Origin of the sequence: Acaryochloris thomasi RCC1774 (assembly GCF_003231495.1) — a bacterium.
GTDB lineage: Bacteria > Cyanobacteriota > Cyanobacteriia > Thermosynechococcales > Thermosynechococcaceae > RCC1774.
The window spans coordinates 131,068-148,992 of sequence record NZ_PQWO01000005.1; the positions used below are offsets into that span (position 1 = coordinate 131,068).

Sequence of the window (17,925 nt, forward strand, 5' to 3'; positions counted from 1 at the left end):
GCGTTTAGCTTTGCTCTTCTGATGACATAGGAGAAATCATCAAGCGGCGGTCTGCCCCTTCTCCTTGACTATGGGTTTCTAAGTCAGCTTCATCACACAAAATCGTGTGTACCAACCGTCGCTCAGCACCTGATAACGGCGGCATCTGATATTCCTCTTTACTTTCCCGAACCTTAGAAGCCGCTTCAGCCGCTAAGGCAGAAAGTTCTGTATATCGCTGCGCCCTGAAGGTTCCAAGCTCAACGGTATAGGCTTCTCGCTCTTCATCTGAACGGCCCATATTGATCGTGGAATTCAGCAGATACTGCATCGCATCAAGAGCAGCCATATCTCGTGCTGTGAAGACCTGCACCTGCTCAGACGAGAGTACTTCAGCATCAATCGTCAGCCAGGTACCACTAGACTCTAGTAGTTGAGGGTTGGTGATATCGGGAGGATCTACGCTAATTGTCGCCTCTAGGCCACAGCGCAATAGCAACTCGCTCAGCCATTGCTTCCCTTGGTTATCTTCGCTCATGAGTCAGCATTCTTAGAGTACTCAGGCTCGAAGGGAAGGGGCTTACGATCCTCATCATCCCCAGGCTTAGCAGATTTCATAGGTGAAGCCTTGGCTGCCTTCCGCTGTTCTTCGTCTACAATCTTTTGCAAATTTTCGGGTAGCGGCTCACGGGCAAGGAAGAAGCTCTGAACGGTCTGAAAGACGTTGGCAATCAACATATAGAGCAACACACCAGCCGGTAGGGGAAAGAACAGAAACATCCCAGAAAACATCACGGGCATGTATTTCTGAATCGCCTGCTGCTGTCCTTGGCCGCTGCCGCTCTGGCCTGAAAACAGTTGATTGATGTAGAGCGAGATGCCAAATCCAATCACCATTAGCAAAATATCCCAGTGAATCGCATCACTATTGAACCGTGTACCACCATCAGCGGTTTCCGTCATCAAATCGCCCTCAAGCGCCCCCACGCGGCCCAGAGCTTTGATAAACAAAAAGCCTTTCTGAGCAGCGATTCCAGGTACAGAGCCCTGCAGAGTTGCATCTCCGGGCTGCAAAGCTTTGAGATGACCTTGAGCATCGAGTGCCACACGGTCTTCACCTTTGATCACAGACCAAGTTGGGCGAATCTCACTACTTGGATAATCACTGAGAACATCCGAGAACGGCTTGCCCGTTACGGTTTGCAGCTCAACTTTTGCATTGTCTCCCACTGCCAGACGATTCCCGGCAGGAACAATCGCAGCTACAGAGTAATGAATCCCCTCATCCACGTAGATATTTTGTGGCTTGGTTGAGAACGGTTGAACGTCAACTTGCTCGATTTTGTCCTGGGGTAAAACCTTGACATTGACGGAGTACTTAATGTCGGCAAAGGGCGACCCCCGCAGAGTAGCAAATAGGGCAAATAAGATGGGCATCTGCAGCAGAAGAGGCAGACAGCCAGCAAGAGGGTTACCAAATTCTTGAATAATTTTGGCCTGCTCTTCTTGCATCTTGGTCGGGTTATCTTTGTAGCGCTCTTTAACCTCTTGCTGACGCTTCTGCATCGCCGGTTGAGCCACTTTCATGCGCCGCATGTTGCGAATTTGCCCCGCACTCACCGGGTACAGCGCAAAGCGAATGACTAACGTCAACGCCACAATCGCAAGACCATAGCTGGGCACGATTCCGTAGAAAAAATCTAGGATCGGCAACATGATGTTATTCGAGAGATATCCAATCATTCGTTACGCTGACCTTTGCACAAAATATTAAGTAGATAAATTAAGGACTCACGTATGCCAAACTCCAGAGATCAGGAGCTTCTACAGTTTGCCCGTTGAATAAAGACTAGCTGGCGGCAACTGCGGTCTTCTTGGGAGACTTGATGTGATCTTCAATATAGGCCGACACTTCTCTAAACTTAGGCACAGCTCTCATCTCTAAGCGACTGCCATCATCTAGTGTGATCACCATATCTCCCCAAGACCCAAAGCCTCTAGGAACCGTCACGATCTTCGCAATCTCGCCATAGATAATATCGGACCGGGTACGACCAAACCATCCACCTGTAACGATTACGCGTCGGCTAGTAATTTTATATCGAACCCAAATGGCTCTGACAATTGCGCCGATTGTGAACGGCAAGCAAATAATCGTCATTCCCATCAAAAGGTTGATCAGCAGATCGCCACGATGAGGGGCTCCCTCAAAATAGGTGTCCTCTTTAATGCCCATGTAGGATCTCCGCTTGTGTAAACAACTGTTTCAATTGTTGCAGAAATTGCTGATAACTGCACTGCAAAGCAGTCGATCGTACAACAAGAACGATATCTTGTCCTGGCTTTATCTGGGGCAAAAGCTGCGAACAAGCGGCTCGGAGTTGGCGCTTCAGGCGATTTCGCACGACAGCGCGCTTGCTAACCTTCTGGCTAATTGAAATTCCGATTCGAGTTGGCGAAACCGCGTCTTGGGCATGGGGTCGCCGATAAACTCTTAAAGATAAGTCAGCAGAATTTCGACGGTAACCGCGTTGGTAGACCGTCAAAAAGTCTTGTGTTTTTCTCAATCGGTGCAGCTTCGATAACACGAGTAGCCATCAACCTGTCTATTCGGGTAGGTGAGAGACGAGGTTAAACAGCCAGCCGCGCCCGACCTTTACGGCGACGAGCTTTAATCACGTTTTGACCATTTTTAGTCCGCATTCGAGCCCTGAAGCCCGAGGTTCTCTTGCGCTTACGGTTGGTACCGCCTAATGTGCGTTTCGTCATGTCGTTAACTCAAAGGTTATCCTGCAATGGCCCTAAGTAGAGCTTAGAACTCATCGTCTACAATCTTATCACCAGCTCTTCATCTGAGCTGCGTCCGCCCATCTGCTCAGTTGAGGTTCCCTGTGGAAAGCACCGTTGAAAATCTATGGAGTCAAGTTCTGGAGCGACTGCAGCTACAGCTCAGTCGGCCCACGTTTGAAACCTGGATCAAGACGGCCAGTGCGGAAGAACTACAGGATAACTGCTTGGTCATCCATACGCCCAACCCCTTTGCCCGCAACTGGATTCAGAAGTATTACATCAAAACCATTGCCAGCGTGGTTCATGATATTCTCGGCCACCCTGTTGATATTCGCATTGAGATTGCCCAAGGTGACGATCTCAGTACGGCGAATGATATAGAGTCTCCGTCTTTGCCGCCAACGCCGCCAGCAGCTCAGGGAGCAGAAACCAACGGAGCAAAGGAGAAAGACCGTAAACGCGCTAGCCCATTGAATCCGAAGTATGCCTTTTCTCGATACGTGGTGGGTCCGAATAATCGCATGGCTCATGCGGCCTGTCTAGCGGTGGCAGAGTATCCGGGCCGGGAATATAACCCTCTGTTTCTCTGTGGCGGCGTTGGTTTGGGCAAGACCCATCTCATGCAGGCAATTGGCCATTATCGTCTGGAAATTCAGCCTGATTCTAAGATTTTCTATATTTCGACTGAGCAGTTCACGAATGATCTGATTGCGGCGATTCGTAAGGATGGTATGCAGAGCTTCCGCGAACACTATCGAGCTGTGGACGTGATGCTGGTGGATGATATTCAGTTCATTGAGGGGAAAGAGTACACTCAAGAAGAATTTTTCCATACGTTCAATACCCTGCACGAAGCTGGTAAGCAGGTGGTCCTCGCTTCAGACCGTCAACCGAGCCAAATTCCGAGGCTGCAGGAGCGCCTTTGTTCTCGATTTTCAATGGGCCTGATCGCTGATATTCAGCCCCCTGACTTAGAAACGCGGATGGCGATTCTGCAGAAAAAGGCTGAATACGAAAGCATTCGTCTGCCCAGAGAGGTGATTGAGTATATTGCTTCGAGCTATACCTCTAACATTCGGGAGCTGGAGGGGGCTTTGATTCGCGCGGTTGCCTACATCTCGATTTCGGGCCTGCCGATGACGGTTGCCAATATTGCTCCGGTCTTGAATCCGCCAACAGAGAAGGTGGCGGCCTCTCCTGAGACGATCATGGCGGCCATTGTCGAAACCTATGGAATCTCAACAGAGGATCTGAAGAGCAATTCTCGCCGCCGTGAAATTAGCCTAGCTCGCCAAATCGGCATGTATCTGATGCGGCAGCACACAGATTTGAGCCTGCCCAAGATCGGTGAGGAGTTTGGCGGCAAAGACCACACGACAGTCATGTACAGCTGCGAGAAGGTCTCGGTTCTAGAAACAAATGACCCTGATGTGGCACAACAGCTCCGGCAGTTAAGCGATCGCATCAATCTCGCCAGCAACCAGGCAGACTAACGTCCAAAAAACCTGCTCTCAAAGACTTACAGCTACTTAAAACCAATATGTATATTTTTATATATTAACTTATGTAAACCTCAAAAAAGCCTGTGGAAAACTCGGCTTTTTTTGTGGAAAAATCTGTGGAAAACTCTGTGGAAAACTCTGGGTGTCTGTGGATAAATAAAAAGTAATTAACAGCCTGTGGAAAACTCGCGTTTTTTTCCACAGGTTTTCCACAGGTGGTAAATCGCTCTATTCCTTTCAGAGTAGAAACTCCACGATCTTTTCCACAGTTTCCACAGGCTCTACTACTACTACTATCTTTTAAATTTAAATATTAAGAGAGTAATAGAGGGACAAAAATTGAGCGGATTTTTCAAGGTCGTGGGCAGGAACCGTTAGTGTTACGATGTGGCAGCTAATCGAGATTGGTGAAGTCACAGGAACCGAATGAAACTGATCTGCAGCCAAGGAGATTTAAGCGCGAAGCTTTCGTTACTCAGTCGGGTTGTACCGACAAATCCGACCCATCCAGTCCTCGCTAATGTGCTGGTAACGGCAGAAGCTCAGCGCTTGGGACTAGCCGTTTTTGATCTCAGTTTGGGAATGCAGGTGTGGTTGCCAGCGACGGTTGAGACAGCAGGTTCAATTACTCTCCCGGCTCGGTTTCTCAGCGATATTATTTCTCGTTTGCCCAGCTCTGATGTGGAGGTGGAGATTGAGGATCTCAGCGCCACGCTCACCTGCGGTATGGGACACTACCAGATGCAGGGATTGGCTGCTGATGAGTTTCCGGCTTTGCCGACGCTGGATGAAGTGGAGCCTTTAGAAATTCCAGTGGAGCTGTTGCTTGAAGGACTGCAGGCGACTCTGTTCGCGGCCAGTACAGATGAGAGTAAGCAGATTTTGACGGGGCTACATGTAAGTACGTCTGCGGATGGCCTGGAGTTTGCGGCAACGGACGGGCATCGACTTGCGATCGCAACCTTCCCCGAAACTATGACCGAAACTCCCATGACTTTGACCATTCCGGCCAAAGCTCTCCGAGAGCTAGAGCGGATGTTGGGCCGTGTCGCTTCGGCAATCTCTTTTCGGTTTGATAACACGCAAGCTGCCTTTGAGTTGACTACTGAACAGGGAACAGAGCGCCTCAACTGTCGCTTACTAGAGGGACAATACCCCACCTATCAGCAACTGGTGCCGACTCAATTTGCACGTCAGGTTACCCTTGACCGGCAGGCGCTTCTGAGTGGTGTTGAGCGCATTGCGGTCTTAGCGGCGCGTAAGAACAACATCATTCGCCTGCGCCTCAATAGTGAAGAGCAGCAGGTCGCGCTGTCTGCTGAGGCACCGGAATTTGGGACAGGTGAAGAATGTATCCCCGCTCAAATTTCAGGGGAATCGGTCGAAGTAGCTTTTAACGCTAAATATCTCAGTGACGGCCTCAAATCAATGGCGGCTCAAGAGATTCAACTGCAGCTTAATGAACCCACTATGCCCGCGATTTTGTCGCCTTTGGGTGGGCGAAAGGTAACCTATCTAATCATGCCGATTCAAATTCGGTAGTGTGTTGTTGATTTTAGGGTTGAGATCTGCCGCCCCTGAAACTGCGTGTTAATGTGAGTTGAATTACCTGGGTATTTTAGGCGCAGTTCTGCTGCATTTGTTTGCGTGCTTGTGAATGATGACTTTCATGACACGCTGAAATTAAAAAAGAATAGGCAAGCCATACTGTGTGGGGAACGGAGAAAGGCGTTATCAGAGAACGGCAAATGTTCATATGAGGCTTAATGGGATGATTCACGGTCTTGGGACGAGATAGACCATGCCTTTAACCATACTTGTAGTTGACGATGACCCTGCTATTTGTTTAGCGCTCACGGACTATCTAGAGCTGTCCGGCTATGGCGTGCTGGCGGCCCACAATGGTCGGCAAGCCTGGTCACTTGTTCAGCAGTATCGGCCTCATCTGATTGTGACGGATATCAGGATGCCGCAGATGGATGGATTTGAACTCATGCGGCAGGTTCGTAAACAGCCTGCTTTTCGACTGATGCCGGTGATTTTTCTGACTTCTAAGACCGAGACTTGCGATCGCATCCAAGGCTACCGAGCTGGCTGCGATCTCTACTTGCCTAAGCCCTTTGAACTCGAAGAGCTAGGGGCCGTTGTTCGTAACCTGTTAGATCGCTCTCAAATCGTGCAGTCGGAACTGCAGGTCCAGACTCAGGTGCCACAGGCTGCTGACCTGACCTTAGACCTCACGTCCCGCGAACAGCAGGTGCTGGTTTTGCTAACTGAGGGGCTATCCAACGCTCAAATTGGCGATCATCTCCATCTCAGCCCTCGCACAATTGAGAAATACGTCAGCAAGCTGCTGCAGAAGACTGAAACCAGCAATCGAGCAGAGATTGTGCGCTTTGCTCTCGATCATCACTTAATCGAGATTGGCAGTCACGAAGAGCCAGAGCTTAAGCCCGCTGCTCTTGAGTCAAGTAATGTAATAGACCTGCACAAGCGTCGGCCAGCAGATCAATCACGTAGGTAAATCCTGAAGGACCGCCATAGTAAGGATCGGGAACATCATGGTCGCTGTGGTTCTGACAAAATTCACATATCATTTTCAATTTATGGTGATAGCGACCCGTGCGGTCTAAGGCCAGCATCGCATCGTAGTTATCTTGGTCCATCGCTAGGATCAAATCAAATTCTTCAAAATCACTGACTTCAAACTTGCGGCTACGGCTGGTTAGTGTGAACCCCTGCTGTTGAGCTGCTGCTGACATCCGACGGTCGGCGGGTTCGCCAATGTGGAATCCGCTAGTGCCTGCTGAATCACAAATGATCTCTTGGCTGAGACCGGCTTCTGCTATCAGGTGATTCATAATCCCTTCTGCAGAGGGAGAGCGACAGATATTACCGAGGCAAACAAACAGGAGTTTCTGAGGCATTAGGTTTCCTAGAGGTCGACAGGAGAAAACACGTGAGGTGTAAACGTTCCATGTAAACCATAGGGGACATGGTGGGTCAAATGTAAGCGGGCCACTGGACCCTGACTGATATTCTCTCCATCTAGGATGAGCAGTTGAGAGCGATGGTTGGCTGCGTTGTAGATGAGGCTCAAAATCCAGCCTGCATCTTCACGGTCGGCCTCTGCTTTAGGAACAAAGATGGGTTCACCAACGAAGCCCTCGGGGGCCGCACTCCACTGCTCTTGATCGCCGGACTTTAGGTCAAGCTTGAGAATGGACTGTAGCGGCGCATTGCGAGTGCTGGTATGGGTTGCTCCGATAAAGAGATATTGGTAGGGATGGCTGGCCTTGGCCGGGTTGAGGGTTGGGAACTCACAGCTATGTTGGGTGATGCATTCTCGCTGCACGGTCTGAGCCTCTGGATCGATTGTGAATCGCCAAAGTTGACCGCTGGGAACGGTGTCAAAATCGATTTCTCGAAATTCTTGACCCGCATCCAGGGATGGAAAGGTGTCGTAGCAAACGGAATCAACGATAACCTTTCCATCTTGATCGAAGGAATTGGCGTGGTGAAAGACGAAGCAGGCATCTGTCGTGAGTTTCTGGACGGGTTGCTGAGCATCGCGTGGAATCAGCCAGATCTTTGTCGGTTGGCTGGGCTGAAACTCTAAACATTCCCCTGCGCCCTTGAGGCCCACTAAGAAAGGAAAAGGATTTAATGTGACCGGGTTCTGAAAAAAGATGTAGTAATGCTCCGTGACCGCAAAGTCATGGATAAAGGCAAAACCAGGAATAGTGTGCTTGCGCTCAGCGACGCATTTCCCGGCTTCATCGAACTCATACACCGTGATACTAGTAATCGGACCGGACTGGACCGAGAAGTTCACGAGTCTGGAGCCATCGGTTCCGGGCACAATGCGGGGGTGAGCTGAGAAGGGAGTCTTGGGCTTTAGTAGCCCAGAGAGGTCGTCTAAACCGATAGTTTCTAGGGTTGCGGGGTCGAGTCGGTAGGGCTGATCGGCTTCCCAAAGGGCAAGGAGCTTGCCGCCCCAGTAAATGACGTTGGTGTTGGCAATATTTTTAAAGTTGAGATCGAAGGCGTTTGCCATCCAGCCGCCAGGTTTTTGGGTGCCGAAGACGCCTCGGTAGAGGATCTTGCCTGCAGCCTGCTCGGCGACGTAGCCCTCGGTGCGGACAAAGCGATTGCGAAAGTGAGCGCGCCCTTGGTCAAATGTAATGGCGCAAATCATACCGTCACCGTCAAAGGGATGATGTAGTAGCTCTCCATTGACGTCTAGCATCCCTGGGCCGTTGCGGAAGAGAGTGCCTTGCAGATCGGCCGGAATTTGGCCGTCAATCTCGTCAATCCAGTAGGAGTACTCTTCCTTCAGAGACTGGTGACCGCCTTGCCAGTTTTGGAGACTGTAGCTGCGATCTAGGGTGCTTGAAGCGCTAGTTGTCATATCTAATGAAGCGATGGGTGAACCAGGGGCATTTTGCAAAACAAAGATGTCACGAGTGGAAGCTAAAAATCTTCGTTGCAAATATTCTAACTCTTTAACAAAAATCAATATTAATGCGTGGTACTTTCGCAGCCCATGAGGAACTTGGGGCGCGTCGATTGACCCTCACGTGTTTCTGAGACACCTAAGGGCGACCTTCGAGCCAGCGTTTCTGAAAGGTCTGCGCCGATAGAATGTGGCTTTTCTGTTGTGAGAATTTCCTCATGAAACTCTTCTCACACATATCTAATGCCGGATTCATTGCAAGTGGCGAATGTGTAGATATTGAATCCCGATAGCGGCTGCTACGGACAATTTTTTAGGGTGTGTGCCATTCGATGATGCCCCACGCTCGCCCATCTCCTTTGTTTATCTCTAAAAAGTACTGAAGCCATTGCAAATCAGTGCTTCAGCCCCTCACTGAGGAACGTCCTATGAGATTAATGGTTTATTCCCATGATGCCTTTGGATTGGGAAATCTCCGCCGAATGCTTGCTATTTGTGAGCACCTGCTGCAGCATTGGCAAAATCTTTCAATTCTGTTGGTCTCTGGTTCTCCGATGCTGCAGGGGTTTCGGCTCCCTGAAGGGTTGGACTATATCAAGCTGCCCTGTCTTAGTCGCGGTGTATCTGGCGATCTATCGGCAAAATATCTTAAAACCACAGCTGATGAAACGATTGTCTTTCGATCTCATCTGATTCTGTCTGCAGCCAAGCACTTCAAGCCCGACCTGCTGCTGGTCGATAAAAAGCCCTACGGTATCCAGCAGGAATTGGCACATACCCTTGCCTATATGGAGCGAAAACTGCCGCAGTCTAAGTGCGTTTTGCTGCTGCGGGATATTCTCGACGCACCAGAGAAAATGAGGCAGGAGTGGCTGACCCAGGGATATTACCAAGCCATACAGGTCCACTACGATCAGGTGCTGGTGGTGGGAATGCCGGAGGTCTTTGATCTGGCTCAGGAATATCAGTTCCCGCTCCCGGCAGCGCGTAAAGTTCGCTACTGCGGCTATATTCGCAAGCCCTTCTGTCGCCCTCAACGCTTTGAAGTTCGTCGATTTCTGCGGCTGAGTCCTGCTGAAACGCTGGTGCTGGTCACCCCCGGTGGCGGTGAGGATGGCTTGCCCTTAGTCGAAGCTTATTTGCAGGGACTTCGAACCATTGACCCGGCTATCAAACTCCGCAGCCTGATTCTTTGCGGGCCTGAGATGCCTGTTGAGCAGCAGGCAATCCTCCAAAAAATGGCTGAGCCGCTGCTCGGCGTCACGTTGGAGGTTTTCACTGATAACCTATTAGGCTACCTCAGTGCGGCTGATGTCGTGGTGGCGATGGGGGGATACAACACATTGACTGAAATCTTGGCCCTGAATAAACGGGCGGTTGTGGTGCCTCGAACCTCACCATCGCAAGAGCAGCTAATTCGCATGGAGCGGTTTATGCAGCGAGGACTGGTGCAGGGGATTCATCCCGAAGTGCTGACCCCGCGATCGCTTCTTTCTGCCGTGCTTGACCCCATTGATCCTGCTAGAACACCCGCTCAGCCGCTTAATTTTGGCGGTTTACCTCAGATTTCTCACTATCTTTCAGAGCTGGTTTCGCCGTCACCTGCCTGTCCTTTGACTGGTTTGCTTACGGTCTGATGTTTTTTGAAAAACGGAGGCTCTGCGTTGGCCCCCCAGTCCCCCAATTCTGAGGGGAAAGTCTCAACGATTTCGGTTTATGTCATGCACTTTTGAGGAGATTCAGGATGAAAAAGCTTATGTTTTACTGCCAGCACATTCTGGGGATGGGGCATTTGATCCGCAGTATGGAAATTGTTCGGGGACTGACCGATCAGTTTCAGGTGTGCTTTATCAATGGCGGTGAGGTCATTCAGGGCTTTCCGGTTCCGGCTGCGGTTCAGGTGGTCAACTTGCCGGGTATCAAGACCGATCGTGAATTTCGAGAGCTGCAGCCAGTGGATCCGCATAGGAATTTAGGGGAGGTGGAATGCGATCGCAAGTCCCAACTCCTGCAAACCCTAGAGCAATTTCAACCGGATGTACTGGTGGTGGAACTGTTTCCCTTTGGCCGTCGCCGGTTTTCCTTTGAGCTGATTCCGCTGATGGAGGCGGCTAAGGAACGGGGTGTCAGAATTGTCAGCAGCCTGCGAGATATTGTGGTCACCAAGCAGGATCAAGCCAAGCATGAGGCCAAGATCTGTCGCCTCATGAATCAATATTTTGATCAACTTTTGATTCACGGCGATCCGAATCTGCATCCGTTAGAGGACAGCTTTTCAAGAGTGAAAGATCTGGACTGTGAGGTTCACTACACCGGCTACGTTGTCCAGAAGCCGCAGAGTCGCCTGACGCTGCTCGATCAGATGGCCCTAAATCGGACGGAGCCGATGATTGTGGTGAGTGTCGGCGGCGGTCGCTTCGGTCACTCTCTATTGTGGGGGATGGTCAGGGCTGCTGAATGGCTATCAGAACGTATTCCCCATCATATTCAAGTGTTTGCGGGGCCTTTTGTTCCTGATGATGTGTTTTGGGATTTGAAACAGGCGGGGCAGGACTTTTCTAATCTAACGATCCATCGCTATACCCCGAATCTGCTGGCCTACATGCAGCAGGCGGACCTCTCGGTCAACATGGCGGGCTACAACACGACGATGAATATTCTGACAACGGGCGTGCGGGCACTGATGCTGCCGTTCACCGGCAATGATGACCAAGAGCAAACAATGCGGGTGCGGCGATTAGAGCAGTTGGGTCGCGTGCAGATGCTTAAAGAAACTGACGTGACGCCGGAGCGTTTAGCCCAGCGGGTGCAGGATGCGCTACTTCAGCAGCCCCAAGTCATTGGCTTTGATCTTGATGGGGTTGAGAAGACAGCGATGTTGGTGCGATCGCTTTTTGAGCAGAGCGATCGGGCGTCCTTGGTTGCGGCTTAGAGACTGCATTGCCCCCCGGCCACCCAATTCTGGGGGAAAAGTGCCGAAAGATTGGGTTGCTTTCCCACGATTGATGGAAGTGAATTCGAGTTGATTGTTATGAAAAAGATTTTGTTTTATTGCCAGTATCTAGCGGGTATGGGACACCTTGTCCGCAGTACTGAAATTATTCGCAGTTTAGTCAAAGACTTTCAGGTTTGCCTTGTGATTGGAGGAGAGCCGATTACTGGCTTCACTGTTCCTTCAGGGGCTGAGGTCGTCTATTTGCCTGCATTGCGAGAGGATGCCGGTGAACTAATCGCTTTTGGGCAGTCTCTTGAGTCGATCAAAGCTAGGCGTATTGAACGGCTCTTATTGGTGTGTGACCAGTTTCAGCCGGACTGTGTGATTACGGAATGCTTTCCCTTCAGTAAGTACAAGATGTCTTTTGAGCTAGTGCCGCTGCTGGAGTGGGCCAAAGCTGCTCAGGTGAAGGTGGTCTGTAGCCTCAGAGATCTGGTGATGACTCAGAAGATGAGCGAGAAAGGAATGGTCAGAAAAAAGGCCAGAATCCATGACCAGATTTGTCGGTACTATGATTTGGTTTTGTATCATTGCGATCGCAACCTCCAGCCTCTAGACGCTTGTTTCCCTACCGCTGCCGATCTTGACTGCGAAGTGTTCTACACCGGCTATGTCGCGCAAGCGCCCTCATTGATGCTGCAAGAGAAGATACAGGGACCCAGCATCGTCGCCAGCGTCGGGGGTGGGAGAGATGGCTACCCCTTGCTCAAAGCCGTCATCGGAGCTAGCCCTCTGCTAACGGACGCGATTCCCCATCACATTTATGCGTTTGCCGGCCCCTTCATGCCGGTGTCGCAGTTTGAAGCGCTTCAGGCTCTGGCTGCGACGAAATCTAACCTAACGCTGCGTCGCTTTACGCCCAATCTGATCAGCTCTTTATTGCAGGCAGATCTCTCCATTAGCTTGGGGGGGTACAACACGACGATGAATGTGCTCAGAACGCATGTCCGATCGCTGATCGTGCCGTCGCCTTCAGTCGATCAAGCCGATGAGCAACGGTCACGTGCGGCCTTACTCGCGCAGAGAAACATCGTGGATCTTTTGACTGCAAGGCAGTTGTCTCCCTATGCGCTGGCCTATGCCATTCTCCGGCGTTTAGCGCAGCCCAAACCTACTCATGCCATCAATCTTGAGGGGGCCCGAAATGCATCTGAGCGGTTGCGATCGCTTCTCTATAAAGCTCCTTCTAAGCGACAGATTACTACTGCAGCGTAAGTTAGCTTTCCGAGCTATTTCTCAATAGCCACAGGTAGTCATCGTTCTGATTTGAGCATTCAATTCTGTATTGGCCCCCCCGGCCCCCCAATTTTGGGGGGAGAGTGCCCAAAATCTGGAGTGAGTTCTTCAAAGAGTTTAGGGACAAAAGAATTTTAAAGTCCCCCAGCACGGGGGGTGAGGGGCCAGCGCAAAAGCTACAGCCACTTATACAAGAAGCCCAATCAACGCTTCATTACGTCTTGAGGAACCCATCATGAAACCTAAAGTTTGTATGACCGCTCTAGAATTTCCGCCTGATATTGGGGGAGTGGGTGAGTCTGTTCAGCGAATTGCCCATATGCTGATGGACCTTGGCTATGACGTGCATGTTGCTGTCTTCCGGGCTGTGTTTCGCGATCAGCGGGCAATGGCGGCAGCGGGCGAATTCCAGCGCCAGAGCTGCCACACCACGATGCAGGAAGGGGTGACGGTTCACCGTCTCAAGCCTGCGGTTCGGTCAATTCAAGCGAAGGAACAGGATTATTTTTGTGATCTGTACGGACAGCTCCAGAGTTTACATCGGCAATATCAGTTTGATGTACTCCATGCGTTCTTTATCAATGAAATGGGGTTTCTCACCACTCTTTTGGGACAAGAAGAAGTTATTCCCATCATTAATAGCGTGCGCGGGGCTGATCTGCACAAGCATCTGTTTAGCCCGCAGCAGTTTGGTCAGATTGTCTGGACTTTAGAAAACTCGACCTGGACAACGTTTGTAAGCCAAGGGTTGATGCATCGCGCCCGTACTTTGGTGCCCGGGATTACAGATAAGTCTTCTGCGTTTTGGAATGCGATCGCACCTCTCGATTTCAGCAACTTACCCCAGCCTCCACTGGTCCATCGCCTCCAGGGAACCGTCATTGGCTCAGTCGGCAGCTTCCGTGACAAGAAGGGGCTGGAGTATTTACTCGATGCCTGTCAATCTCTGCAAGGTCAACCCCTGACGCTGTTATTGGTTGGTGATTTTGTCGAAAAAGAGCGCGAATACTGGATGCAAGAGATCGAAAGCTGCCTGGCCTGTCAGGTTCTGGTTACGGGCAAAGTGAGTCACGACGAAGCTTTGGCCTATCTCCCCCATATTGATATCTTTGCGATTCCGTCACTCCATGATGGCTGCCCCAACGCCATGTTAGAGGCTATGCTGGCCGCCCGACCCGTGGTGGGGACAAGCGTCGATGCCATTGGAGAAATTCTGGAAGATGGCGTTAATGGACGGGTCGTTAATCCTGCTGATGCTGAGGGACTCGCCAGCGCTCTGCAGCAACTGATCGATCAGCCTCTTCTACGTGAGCAACTGGGACGGGCCGCTCAAGAGACTGTGCTGCAGCGGTTGACGCCAGCCATTGAGCAACAGAACTGGCAGCAGGTTTATCAGCAAGCCTTAAACATCCCTGCCGATATCGAAAGGATTTTGTCCGTGGTTTAGTGAGAACGTCCTTCATTTTTCTCTTTGTTTTCTTCAGAATTTCTGCAATGGTCAGGAGCAAACCACAATGCCTTGGACATTTACCCCAACTCAAATTTTCCCTGGAATGCGGACTGTCTTTCTGCAATTCTGGCCTCAGATCCGCAAAGAGAAAGCGCTGATTTTGGTCTCGATTTTAGGACTTGTGGTTGAAGTCTTTGCGCGTTTGCTCGGTCCCTGGCCCTTGAAGCTAATCTTTGACTACGTGCTGCTGCCCGATGCCCATACCGCTGAACTCGATCTCCCTTTTCTACGGGATGCCAGTCCGACGCTGCTGGTGCTGCTTCTCTCCCTCTCGATTGTTGCGACAGCGGCGTTAAGTTCGGTTTCGGCCTACATCAGCATTGTGAGTATGTCGATTGCGGCCAGTCGCATCATTACTGAAATTCGCAGCCAGCTCTATGCCCATCTGCAGCGCCTGTCTTTAGCGTTTCATTACCAGGCGAAGAGTGGTGACTTACTGACTCGGATTACCAGCGATATTGATCGGCTGCGGGATGTGACGGTCAACCATGCTTTGCCTCTAATCATCAATCTGCTCACGTTGGTGAGCATGGTGGCGGTGATGTTTTGGATGGATTGGGAGCTGGCGCTGATTGCCCTTGCTGTTTTTCCGATCTTTTTGCTCTCAACCCTGAAAATTACGAAGCGTATTCGTCAGGTTGCTAAGCGTCAGCGACGTCGGGAAAGCGCAATGGCAGCAACAGCGGCGGAGTCAATGGGCGCGATTAAAGTGGTCCAGGCGTTATCGCTGGAAAATCTCCTAGAGCAGGTGTTTGCTCACGATAACCGCAAGAGCCTAGAAGAGAGTGCGCGAACCCAGCAGTTCTCGGCAGGGCTGAAGCGGACGGCAGAGATTTTAGTTGCGATCGCAACCGCTCTAGTCCTCTGGCGCGGCGTCTATCTCGTCCAGCGCGGATCTGCCACGCCCGGAGATTTGTTAGTGTTCATCACCTACCTCAAAACCGCCTTTAAGCCCACCCGCGAACTCGCCAAGCAAATGGCCAAAATTACGCGGGGGATTGTCTCAGCCGAACGGGTGATTGACCTACTCAAGGTTGAACCTGCGGTGCAGGATGCGAAGGATGCAATCATAGCCCCTCCTTTCCGAGGTGCTATCAGCTTCCGCAACGTCAGCTTTGCTTACCAGATCGATCAGCCTATCCTGAAAGATCTCAACTTTAAGGTACAGCCCGGTCAACGAATCGCTTTAGTCGGACCATCCGGCGGCGGCAAGTCAACCCTAGTCAGTCTGCTGCTACGTCTCTACGATCCACAGCTCGGCCAAATCTTGATTGACGGCCAAGATTTGCGAGACTACCAGCTTGAATCCCTGCGGAACCAAATCAGCATTGTGCTGCAGGACAGCATCTTGTTCGGCACTTCCATTCGCGACAACATTGCCTACGGTGCGCTGGGGGCCACGGATGCTGAAGTGCGGAAAGCGGCGCAGCTTGCCAATGCCCATGACTTCATCATGGATTTGCCAAACGGCTACGACACGATGATGAGTGAGCGGGGGGTGACCCTTTCGGGAGGGCAACGGCAGAGAGTTGCGATCGCAAGAGCCGCTATCCGTAAAGCCCCGATCGTCATTCTTGATGAACCCACCGTGGGCCTCGACAACAAAAGTGAGCAAGCGGTCAGCGAAGCTCTCAACCGTCTTGCCCAAAATAGTACAACCATCCTTATTACCCACGATCTCAGTGCCTCACGAAACTTCGATCAGATTCTCTATATCGAGTCTGGACAAGCCCTAGAACAAGGTACCCATTCAGAACTGATGCAGAAGGGTCAGCACTATGCGGCTCTCTATCAGCTCCAATCTGCGGTGGATACTGATCACTTTTCCCAAAGCATCGAGCTTTAATCCTCCGTCTTTCAAAGCCCCCAGAGACAGGAGTTGCTGTACCCAATCTCTAATTTTTCATTACTCTTCTAGCTAAGAGGTTACTCCCATGACTAACCCCAAGATCACCATTATTGTTGCCCCCAGAGAGCGCTTTCAATTTGCCCGCGAGTCTCTCGAAAGCCTCTATGAAAACACGACGCTTCCCTTTGAGCTGATTTATATCGATAACAACTCACCCGAGGGGTTGCGATCTCACCTCAAAGCTCAGGTCCCAAGGCACGACTTTCAACTCATTCGTTCTGAGCATTATTTATCTCCTAATCAGGCTCGTAATCTAGGTTTACAGCACGTCAAAACGCCCTATGTGGTCTTTGTCGATAATGATGTTGTGTTTGCCCCAGACTGGCTCAGCAACCTAGTAGACTGTGCCGAAGAAACCGGCGCAACGGTTGTCGGTTCACTCGTGTGTCAGTATCGCCCCGTTCATGAAACGATTCACTGTGCTGGGGGGACCTATATGGCTCCTGAGATGTATACAGCCTTCGCTCGCGGAGAGCTAAATCCCTCCGGCACCTTGGGCATGATGGGTGGCTGGCAGCTTCAAGAGAAAACGCCGTTTCAAAATCAACCGCTGGCTGAGGTTTGCGATCGCATCCCACGCCAACCCACTGGCTTTGTCGAATTCCACACCATGCTTGTGCGCACGGCTATCTTTGACCGCATTGGTCCCCTCGACGAAGGCTTTTGCTGCACTAAGGAATACCTTGATTTCTGCATGATGGTTACTCGTGCGGGTGGTCAGATTTACCTTGAACCAACCTCTGTTGTCACCTTTTTGACTCATCCCCCAGCTCCGGCCCTGGAGCCGTCTGACGTACCCTACTTCATGCTGCGCTGGAGTGATCAATGGGAGCTAAGCAATCTCCTTCATTTTCAAAAGAAATGGAACTTAAAGGAGAGCAGCTACTTTCAGAAGCGCTATCAAAAGTTAGGTCAACGCCGCCGCAAAGCTCTGGTCAAACCCATCGCTAAGCGGTTTGCCTTCCTGGGGAAGCCTGCCAAAAAGTGGATTGAAAATCAGCTCTTCCAGCTAGAAAAGCAGCTCAATCAGATACTCACGAACCTTCATTCGAATGCCGTTGCGATGGCTGAGCCTCACGCATTGGGCCGAGCTTTGGGGATCGACGCAGATTTTTCAACCCTTCCCAGTTCTTCTCGCAAAACTCGGCGGAACGTCTCTTCCATCGGCTCATCCTGGCGCTGATGGCACCCCGATTACCTTGACTAAAGTCGTATTCAGATTTCATCCTTATCTCTCCATGTATTGCTGACGTTCAGATCGATTGGCTTTGCGAGCTGAGATCAAGCGAATTTTATTGCCTCGCCAGTTGCAGGTAATAGACCTCCTGTCTGAATTCGCGAATGCTTCTGCATTGGCCCCCCCAGCCCCCCAATTCTGGGGGGAGAGTACTCAAAGACTTCATGTTGTAGCAACGATTGAGGAAGCCAGTTCATAACTTTAATAACCGAATCCGAAGCACTCCATAAGTTTGTAGATTTCAAGCATCACCTAGCCTGCAGCACCTATTCATCGCTAAGCAGCAATGCAGTCAGCAGCTCTCCCCCCAG

General features: G+C 50.9%; 16 protein-coding genes. 9 read left to right on the forward strand and 7 right to left on the reverse strand.

Going from position 1 to position 17,925, the window contains the following annotated elements; all coding sequences use genetic code 11:
* Positions 1 to 4: 4 nt before the first annotated feature.
* From C1752_RS10080 to rpmH, 5 genes are all read right to left on the reverse strand, one after another.
* On the reverse strand, positions 5 to 517 hold the full coding sequence (locus C1752_RS10080; RefSeq protein WP_110985940.1) for a Jag family protein: 513 nt from the start codon (positions 515 to 517) through the stop codon (positions 5 to 7).
* Complete coding sequence (gene yidC / locus C1752_RS10085) at positions 514 to 1,722, reverse strand: membrane protein insertase YidC (RefSeq protein ID WP_110985941.1); 1,209 nt, start codon at positions 1,720 to 1,722, stop codon at positions 514 to 516. The genes C1752_RS10080 and yidC overlap by 4 nt, the downstream gene beginning before the upstream one ends.
* Before the next feature lie 106 nt (positions 1,723 to 1,828).
* Positions 1,829 to 2,215 carry a PH domain-containing protein gene (locus C1752_RS10090; RefSeq protein ID WP_110985942.1) on the reverse strand — a complete coding sequence of 129 codons (387 nt, stop codon included), beginning with the start codon at positions 2,213 to 2,215 and terminating at the stop codon, positions 1,829 to 1,831.
* Positions 2,205 to 2,567: a ribonuclease P protein component gene (gene rnpA, locus C1752_RS10095; protein WP_110985943.1), complete on the reverse strand. Its 363-nt coding sequence runs from the start codon at positions 2,565 to 2,567 to the stop codon at positions 2,205 to 2,207. Before rnpA ends, C1752_RS10090 begins: the two co-directional genes overlap by 11 nt.
* A 43-nt stretch (positions 2,568 to 2,610) precedes the next feature.
* Positions 2,611 to 2,748, reverse strand: coding sequence for a 50S ribosomal protein L34 (gene rpmH, locus C1752_RS10100; RefSeq protein WP_110985944.1), 138 nt, complete (start codon positions 2,746 to 2,748; stop codon positions 2,611 to 2,613).
* Between the two features lie 122 nt (positions 2,749 to 2,870).
* On the opposite strand from rpmH, the gene dnaA reads away from it, so the two are divergent.
* From dnaA to C1752_RS10115, 3 genes are all read left to right on the forward strand, one after another.
* Entirely contained in the window at positions 2,871 to 4,262 is a 1,392-nt protein-coding gene (gene dnaA / locus C1752_RS10105; protein ID WP_110985945.1) for a chromosomal replication initiator protein DnaA, read from the forward strand.
* 435 nt (positions 4,263 to 4,697) lie between these two features.
* On the forward strand, positions 4,698 to 5,813 hold the full coding sequence (gene dnaN / locus C1752_RS10110; protein ID WP_110985946.1) for a DNA polymerase III subunit beta: 1,116 nt from the start codon (positions 4,698 to 4,700) through the stop codon (positions 5,811 to 5,813).
* Between the two features lie 259 nt (positions 5,814 to 6,072).
* Positions 6,073 to 6,795, forward strand: coding sequence for a response regulator transcription factor (locus C1752_RS10115; protein ID WP_110985947.1), 723 nt, complete (start codon positions 6,073 to 6,075; stop codon positions 6,793 to 6,795).
* On the opposite strand, the gene C1752_RS10120 is transcribed toward C1752_RS10115, so the two are convergent.
* Both C1752_RS10120 and C1752_RS10125 read right to left on the reverse strand, forming a co-directional pair.
* Positions 6,719 to 7,198: a low molecular weight protein-tyrosine-phosphatase gene (locus C1752_RS10120; RefSeq protein ID WP_110985948.1), complete on the reverse strand. Its 480-nt coding sequence runs from the start codon at positions 7,196 to 7,198 to the stop codon at positions 6,719 to 6,721. The genes C1752_RS10115 and C1752_RS10120 overlap by 77 nt on opposite strands.
* Positions 7,199 to 7,206: 8 nt before the next feature.
* A complete protein-coding gene (locus tag C1752_RS10125) occupies positions 7,207 to 8,682 on the reverse strand; it encodes a carotenoid oxygenase family protein (RefSeq protein WP_110985949.1) in 1,476 nt (491 codons plus the stop codon).
* Positions 8,683 to 9,155: 473 nt separating this feature from the next.
* On the opposite strand from C1752_RS10125, the gene C1752_RS10130 reads away from it, so the two are divergent.
* From C1752_RS10130 to C1752_RS10155, 6 genes are all read left to right on the forward strand, one after another.
* Positions 9,156 to 10,364 carry a glycosyltransferase family protein gene (locus tag C1752_RS10130; RefSeq protein ID WP_110985950.1) on the forward strand — a complete coding sequence of 403 codons (1,209 nt, stop codon included), beginning with the start codon at positions 9,156 to 9,158 and terminating at the stop codon, positions 10,362 to 10,364.
* 107 nt (positions 10,365 to 10,471) lie between these two features.
* Entirely contained in the window at positions 10,472 to 11,659 is a 1,188-nt protein-coding gene (locus C1752_RS10135) for a glycosyltransferase family protein (protein ID WP_110985951.1), read from the forward strand.
* A 99-nt stretch (positions 11,660 to 11,758) separates the two neighbouring features.
* On the forward strand, positions 11,759 to 12,937 hold the full coding sequence (locus C1752_RS10140; protein WP_110986135.1) for a glycosyltransferase family protein: 1,179 nt from the start codon (positions 11,759 to 11,761) through the stop codon (positions 12,935 to 12,937).
* A 256-nt stretch (positions 12,938 to 13,193) separates the two neighbouring features.
* Positions 13,194 to 14,405: a glycosyltransferase gene (locus C1752_RS10145; protein ID WP_199464347.1), complete on the forward strand. Its 1,212-nt coding sequence runs from the start codon at positions 13,194 to 13,196 to the stop codon at positions 14,403 to 14,405.
* A 67-nt stretch (positions 14,406 to 14,472) separates the two neighbouring features.
* Positions 14,473 to 16,314 (forward strand): ABC transporter ATP-binding protein, encoded by a 1,842-nt coding sequence (locus C1752_RS10150; protein WP_110985953.1) that lies wholly within the window; start codon positions 14,473 to 14,475, stop codon positions 16,312 to 16,314.
* Between the two features lie 88 nt (positions 16,315 to 16,402).
* Positions 16,403 to 17,560 carry a glycosyltransferase family 2 protein gene (locus C1752_RS10155; protein ID WP_110985954.1) on the forward strand — a complete coding sequence of 386 codons (1,158 nt, stop codon included), beginning with the start codon at positions 16,403 to 16,405 and terminating at the stop codon, positions 17,558 to 17,560.
* The last annotated feature ends 365 nt before the right edge of the window (positions 17,561 to 17,925 follow it).